The organism is Dietzia papillomatosis NBRC 105045, from assembly GCF_001570845.1.
Classification (GTDB): Bacteria; Actinomycetota; Actinomycetes; order Mycobacteriales; family Mycobacteriaceae; genus Dietzia; species Dietzia cinnamea.
Window position 1 is genome coordinate 20,720 of record NZ_BCSL01000043.1, and the last position, 6,652, is coordinate 27,371.

Here is a 6,652-nt window from a genome sequence, read left to right on the forward strand (position 1 = left end):
CTATTGTGCGATCTCATGAGTAGAACAGATTTCAATCCCGGCCACGCCATGCAGCACGAGACGTTCGGCGACATCCTGCTGGAGCGGTCGACCGACGATCACCCGGGACTGCTGTTCGACGACTCGTCGTGGACCTGGCGGGAGTTCGTGGCCGAGGCCGCCGTCCGCGCTGAGATCCTGCGCGGCTGGTCCGACGAGTACTCCTCCTCCTACGCCGAGCGCCCCGACCCTTACAAGCGCCTCCACGTGGGCATCCTGCTGGAGAACGTGCCGGAGTACCTGTTCACGCTGTCCGGCGCGGCGCTCGCGGGCGTCACGATCATCGGCATCAACCCCACCCGTCGCGGCGCCGAGCTCGCCTCCGACATCCGCGGCGTGGACTGCGACGTGATCCTCACCGACGCCGACGGCAGCGCGCTGCTCGACGGCCTCGACACGGGCGCCGTCGCCTCGTTCGACATCGACTCCGAGCAGTGGCGCGGCCTGCTCGCCGACCACGCCGGCGCCGAGCCCCGCCTGCACCCCGAGGACGCGCGCGACCCCCACACCCTGCTCGCGCTGCTGTTCACCTCGGGCTCCACGGGCGCGCCCAAGGCCGTCATGTGCTCGACCGGCCGCATGGCGATGCTCGGCACGATCAACTACCGCGGCCTCGTTCGCGACGACGTGGCCTACAGCGCGATGCCCCTGTTCCACGGCAACGCCCTGTTCGCCGCCTTCGCGCCCGCCGCGTACGTGGGCTGCACGTTCGCGATGCGCCGCAAGTTCTCGGCCTCCGGCTTCCTGCCCGACGTGCTGAAGTTCGACGCGACGTACTTCAACTACGTCGGCCGCTCCCTGTCCTACATCCTCGCCCAGCCCGAGGTGCCCGAGGAGAAGCAGACGTGCCTGCGGGTCGTCTTCGGCACCGAGGCCTCCGTCCACGACCGCGTGGAGTTCGAGCGCCGCTTCGGCGTGACCCCGCTCGAGTCGTACGGTTCGAGCGAGGGCGGCGTGGTCATCAGCCACACCGAGGACACCCCGCCCGGCGCGCTCGGCGTGGCCGGCGCCTACATGGACGTCGCGATCCTCGACGAGGACGGCAACGAGTGCCCGATCGCCGAGTTCGACGACGAGGGCGGCCTGACCAACGCCGGAGAGGCGATCGGCGAGATCTGCAACCTCACCGGCGCCAAGCTGTTCGAGGGCTACTACCGCAACCCGGAGGCCACCGCCGAGCGCAACATCGGCGAGGTCTACCACTCCGGCGACCTGGGCTACAAGGACGCGGACGGCTACTTCTACTTCGCCGGCCGCTCCGGCGACAAGATCCGCGTGGACAGCGAGAACTTCTCCGCCGGCCCCGTCGAGCGGATCCTCGACCGCTTCCCCGGCGTGCTCGTCGTGGCGGTCTACCCGGTGCCCGACCCGCGCACCGGCGACCAGGTCATGGCCGCCATCCAGCTGGAGCCCGGCGTGGAGTTCGACGCCGACGCGTTCACGGAGTTCTGCCGCACCCAGCCCGACATGGGGACCAAGTGGGCGCCCCGGTTCGTTCGTATCATGAAGGAGATGCCCGTCACCGCCACCCGCAAGATCTCCAAGCCCAGCCTGCGACGCGAGTCGTGGACCGAGCCGGGCGAGGTCTACCTGCGCGGCGGCGCCGACAAGTCGGATGACGTGTACCGGCCCCTCACCGACGCCGACCGCGAGGCGCTGCTCGCCGAGTACCAGCTCCACGGCCGTCGGCCGGCGGGGGTCTGACAATGCGGGCCCGGCGGACGCTGCGCGGGGCGTCCGTCGGGCTCGGCCGGCGCGCCGATCGCGGCCTTTCCCGGCCCCGCGCCGCGGGTGTCGACATTCGGTGACGCTCCCGCGCCGGCGGTGGGCCGACGGCCCCGACAGGCGCGATCACCGGCCCCCAACGGCAATACCGCCGGCCCCCGAACGCAATATCCGGTGGCCCCAACCTTCCACCGCCTCGCCCGGCAACTATCGGGCGTTGAACCCCGCGTCCACCGAGAGCGTCATCCCGGTGATGTGCTTTCCCGCATCGCTGACGAGGAAGGCAATCGTCCTGGAAACATCGACGGGTTCGATGAATTCGACGGGCATGATGTTGCGGACAGCGTCGAAGTCAGCGTTCGGATCACTGTAGAACTGCTCGATGATCGTGTTCTGGATCATCGGTGTCGCCACACCGGTGGGGTGGATGGTGTTGACGCGGACGTTCTGCGGCCCCAGCCAGTTGGCGTAGTTGCGCAGGAGCCCTACGACGCCGTGCTTGGCGGCGGTGTAGGCGGCGTTGATCCCGCCCCTCCCCCCGGTTCCCTTGAGACCCTGAGTGGAGCTGGTGATCACGATCGATCCACCCTTGTTCTCCAGAAGGCCCGGCACCGCCGCCGACACTGTGTTGTGCACCCCTGTGAGATTGACGTCGATAACGTCGAGGAACCCCTGGTGTGTGTTGACGTTGACACCTAACGGCATGATGCCGGCGTTGGCCAGCACGATGTCCGTCCGCCGTCCGAGCTTCTCCTCACCTGCCTCGAGGGCCGAGACCACTGCTTCCGGATCGCGGACGTCCGCGTGTACGGCATGGATCCGCCGCCCGAGCGCCTTGACCTCTCGGACGGTGGTCTCGAGATCGTCGGGCGTCGACATGTCGTATTCGACGGTGTCGATCTGCGAGCAGAGGTCGATCGCGATGACGTCAGCGCCCTCTGCGGCGAGCGTGACAGCATGGCTTCGGCCTTGACCGCGCGCGGCTCCGGTGACAAAGACGACGCGCCCATCTAGTGATCCCATTGCTCTCCTTGTATCGATTCCAGCCGCTGCGTACCTGTGCAGTCGGTGCATCGAACGTAGGGCGCACGGAAACAAATGTGATCCGCATCTCCCGCAGAGCGGGACCGGCCGGCGGCATCGGCGATGCTGCCTGGCCTGAGATTCTCCTGAGACATATCGCCGACTCACATTGCCCCGCCAGATGGCGCCTGCGGCTCGGGCCGACCCGGTATCGACGCCGTCGGCCTTCCAGCGGTGGTCGTCCCGGAGCCGCGCTTGTCCACCCATCCCTTCAACGCAAACCGCGGGAGACCCCGAGGTGAGCCGCGATGCCCTCGCGCGTGGCGCCAGGCGGCGATTCGTACAAGTCCACCGCCCGCCGACGAACCTCGTCCGTGTAGTTCTTCCGTGCTATGTCATGGATTCCCGCTTCCCCCAGTACCGTGCTGGAATCAGCATGTCCACGATCCAGGGTCACGGCCCCCTGTCCGCCGACCCGTCAGGGAAGGCAGCCAGGGGGGTTCCCTCGGTCCACCGCGCCGCGCCCCGGTGTAGGGGCCTTCAGTTCGTGGGGACTGTGGGGGCGTCCAGGTAGACAGTGGATCCGGTGGCCCGGAACTGGGCGGACTTCTGCTGCATCCCGGCGATTGCTTCTTGCTCTTCGGCGCCACCGAACTGGTTGCGGATGTCTTGTGAGATGCGCATGGAGCAGAACTTCGGCCCGCACATTGAGCAGAAGTGCGCGGTCTTGGCCGGCTCGGCCGGCAGCGTCTCGTCGTGGAACGCCTCGGCGGTGTCGGGGTCCAAAGACAATGCGAACTGGTCTCGCCACCGGAACTCGAACCGCGCCTTCGACAGCGCATGATCTCGCTCGGCCGCTCCGGGGTGGTTCTTGGCCAGGTCCGCGGCGTGAGCGGCGATCTTGTAGGTGATGACCCCGGTCTTCACGTCCTCTTTGTTCGGCAGCCCGAGATGCTCCTTGGGGGTGACGTAGCACAGCATGGCCGTGCCATAGCGAGCGATCTCCGTGGCCCCGATCGCGGAGGTGATGTGGTCATAGCCCGGCGCGATGTCGGTGACCAGCGGGCCCAGGGTGTAGAACGGGGCTCCGTGGCACAGTTCCTGCTGTCGCTCGACGTTCTCCCGCACCAGATGCAGCGGGATGTGCCCGGGGCCCTCGACCATGACCTGCACGTCGTACTCCCAGGCCCGGGCGGTGAGCTCGGCCAGGGTGTCGAGTTCGGCGAACTGGGCGGCGTCGTTGGCGTCGGCGATCGACCCCGGGCGTAGCCCGTCGCCCAGGGAGAAGGCGACGTCGTAGCGGGCGAAGATCTCGCAGAGTTCGTCGAAGTGGGTGTAGAGGAAGTTCTCCTGGTGGTGGGCTAGACACCAACCGGCCATGATCGACCCGCCCCGGGAGACGATTCCGGTGACCCTATCGGCTGTGAGCGGCACGTAGCGCAGCAATACTCCGGCGTGAATCGTCATGTAGTCCACACCCTGTTCGCACTGCTCGATCACGGTGTCCCGGAAAATCTCCCAGGTCAGTTCGTTGGCCTGCCCGTTGACCTTTTCCAGAGCCTGGTAGATCGGCACGGTGCCGATCGGCACCGGCGAGTTGCGGATGATCCACTCGCGGGTGGTGTGAATGTCATCGCCAGTGGATAGATCCATCACCGTGTCAGCTCCCCACTTGGTGGCCCATTGCATCTTGTCCACCTCCTCGGCGATCGAGCTGGTGACGGCTGAGTTGCCGATGTTGGCGTTGATCTTCACCAGGAAGGCCCTGCCGATGATCATCGGCTCGGCTTCGGGGTGGTTGACGTTGGCCGGGATGATCGCCCGCCCTGCCGCCAGTTCGGACCTCACCAGCTCGACGTCGCAGTTCTCGCGCAAGGCCACGAAGCGCATCTCCTCGGTGATGATCCCCGCGCGGGCGTAGTGCATCTGCGTGACCGTCCGGCCCTCTCTGCCCCGGAGAAGCACCGGAGTCGCGCCTTTCCACTCCTGGGAGGCCTCACCCCGCCGGATCGCCGAGCGGCCGTCGTCGAGCAGATTCCGCTCCCGACCCTCGTACTCCTCCACGTCCTCGCGGCCCCGGATCCACGCGGCCCGCAGCGGCGGGAGCCCGACCACCGGGTCACTGCCCGGGCCGGCTGTGCGGTAGACCCGCACCGGGGCGTTCGGCGCCCCGCCCGGAGAATCCTCCAGGGCGATCTCGGTGACCGGCACTCGGAGATCATGTTCGGTGTCGTGGACATACGTCAGTGCGCGCGATTTCGATGCACTCATGTGAGGTGCTCCTACTTCCTTCGCCGGCATTACCCGGGCAGGTTCGACGGTCGCAGGCTGCTTCAGCCCGATCTCAGCCCCTGCATTAGGGCTCCCGTGTGGACAGACCCGACGTTAACAGCCCACGACAACCGCCACCACCCCGGCCGAGCGGAGAGAAGGCGCTGACCGGGGGCATCTGCACCGCCGGTTCCTGCGGAGTAGAAACGGAACGCATACCAAAGGCCACCGGTGCAAACCGGCCCTTCCGGAATCAGATCAGAGGATCGGGTGAGAGGCCATGCCGAAGCCATCGACCGTCTACGAGTACATCGACGCAGCACCACCGCTCGGCCGTGCCCTTCTCACCGAACTCCGGTCCCTTAGCCGCGAAGCGGTCCCCGATGCAGTCGAGCAGATCAAGTGGGGCCACCCGGCCTACGTCCATCCCGACGGCGTCATCTTGTTCATGTTCAGCGGTCACAAGGCTCACGCCAGCGTCGCCTTCACCCCATCCACCAAAGCTGCTTTCGAAGCCGAGCTCACCCGGTACCGCACTGGCAAAAGCACCGTCGCCCTGCCATACGGCACCCCACCGCCTCGCCCACTCCTCACCAGAATGATCGAGTACCGGGTGCGCGAACACGAACACGACGGCGTCAACTGGATGTGACCGCACGCGGAATCGTCACCGGCCAGACGGGCCGGCTGACGCGGGTCACCGCGACCGGCGAGGTCGAAGACCGATAGTCGCGCCGCGCGCAGGTCGGCGTGTCCAACGGGATCGCGATCGAGGGTGGCTCCGCGTATGTCACCCAGTCGACCACGCGCACCGTGGTGTTGGAGGTGCCGTCGGACCGTCCGAGGGCGACGACGAGGGAGCTCACCACCCACTCGAGATCATGCAGGCAACTGGGCCGCTAGTTGTACAAGATGTACTATTGCTGGCATGGTCACCACGACGCTGAGCTACTTCCGCGCTCATCAGAGCGAGTTACTCGATGCCGCGCAGCGGGCGCCGGTAGAGATCCTCAGCCGGGGCAGCCGTCGTCGCGCCGTTGTCGTCTCGCCGGAGTTCTTCGACCGCGCCCTACAGGCCCTGGAAGATCAGGTCGACATGAAAGCCGCGGCTGCCGCTCGCCGCGAGAACGACAGCATCTCCCACGAAGACCTCATGGCGGAACTGGGCCTGTAGACCAGCGCCCCCGCTCGTCTGAAGCCCTATTCGATCTCCTATAAGCCCTCGGCTGCCAAAGCCCTGCGCAAACTTCATCCCACCGAGCAGAAGCGAATCGTCCGGGCGATCGAGGCGCTGGCCGGGACACCGCGACCGCCCGGAGCGATCCAACTCGCCGTAGGTGACGGCGAACTCCGCATCCGCGTCGGTGGCCATCGCGTCATCTATGACATCGAAGACGAGGCCCTCGTTGTACTCGTACTACGCATCGGCCACCGCGGTGACGTCTACAAGTGACCCCATCCCCACGCTGGTTCACGATCTTAGTGAGGGTCCAACCACGCGAATGCTCCACCGCCCAAGCACTCAAACTCATTCTCGACATCCTCCGGCAGCGCCCCGGCCAGCGTCGATGCGGCGCCGAAAGCAGACCAGCGG

The 6,652-nt window shown here is 66.8% G+C and carries 6 protein-coding genes and 1 riboswitch; of the genes, 4 read left to right on the forward strand and 2 right to left on the reverse strand.

Features of this window, described 5'->3' with window-relative positions; all coding sequences use genetic code 11:
• The first annotated feature begins 15 nt into the window (after positions 1 to 15).
• Complete coding sequence (locus tag DPA01S_RS13500) at positions 16 to 1,743, forward strand: AMP-binding protein (protein WP_232303157.1); 1,728 nt, start codon at positions 16 to 18, stop codon at positions 1,741 to 1,743.
• A 228-nt stretch (positions 1,744 to 1,971) separates the two neighbouring features.
• On the opposite strand, the gene DPA01S_RS13505 is transcribed toward DPA01S_RS13500, so the two are convergent.
• Both DPA01S_RS13505 and thiC read right to left on the reverse strand, forming a co-directional pair.
• Entirely contained in the window at positions 1,972 to 2,787 is an 816-nt protein-coding gene (locus DPA01S_RS13505; RefSeq protein ID WP_061917002.1) for a mycofactocin-coupled SDR family oxidoreductase, read from the reverse strand.
• Positions 2,788 to 3,327: 540 nt separating this feature from the next.
• Positions 3,328 to 5,058, reverse strand: a complete 1,731-nt coding sequence (gene thiC, locus DPA01S_RS13510; RefSeq protein ID WP_061917006.1) for a phosphomethylpyrimidine synthase ThiC — start codon at positions 5,056 to 5,058, stop codon at positions 3,328 to 3,330.
• A riboswitch (TPP riboswitch) is annotated at positions 5,057 to 5,166 on the reverse strand. It overlaps the preceding gene by 2 nt.
• Before the next feature lie 172 nt (positions 5,167 to 5,338).
• Here thiC and DPA01S_RS13515 point away from each other — a divergent pair.
• The 3 genes from DPA01S_RS13515 (at position 5,339) to DPA01S_RS16425 (ending at position 6,511) form a co-directional block, all read left to right on the forward strand.
• A complete protein-coding gene (locus DPA01S_RS13515; protein WP_061917010.1) occupies positions 5,339 to 5,710 on the forward strand; it encodes an iron chaperone in 372 nt (123 codons plus the stop codon).
• A gap of 276 nt (positions 5,711 to 5,986) precedes the next feature.
• Positions 5,987 to 6,232, forward strand: coding sequence for a type II toxin-antitoxin system Phd/YefM family antitoxin (locus DPA01S_RS13525; protein WP_061917018.1), 246 nt, complete (start codon positions 5,987 to 5,989; stop codon positions 6,230 to 6,232).
• Positions 6,233 to 6,265: 33 nt separating this feature from the next.
• The gene (locus DPA01S_RS16425) at positions 6,266 to 6,511 is read left to right on the forward strand and encodes a type II toxin-antitoxin system RelE family toxin (protein ID WP_256386783.1); all 246 of its coding nucleotides are present in this window, start codon (positions 6,266 to 6,268) and stop codon (positions 6,509 to 6,511) included.
• Positions 6,512 to 6,652 lie beyond the last annotated feature (141 nt).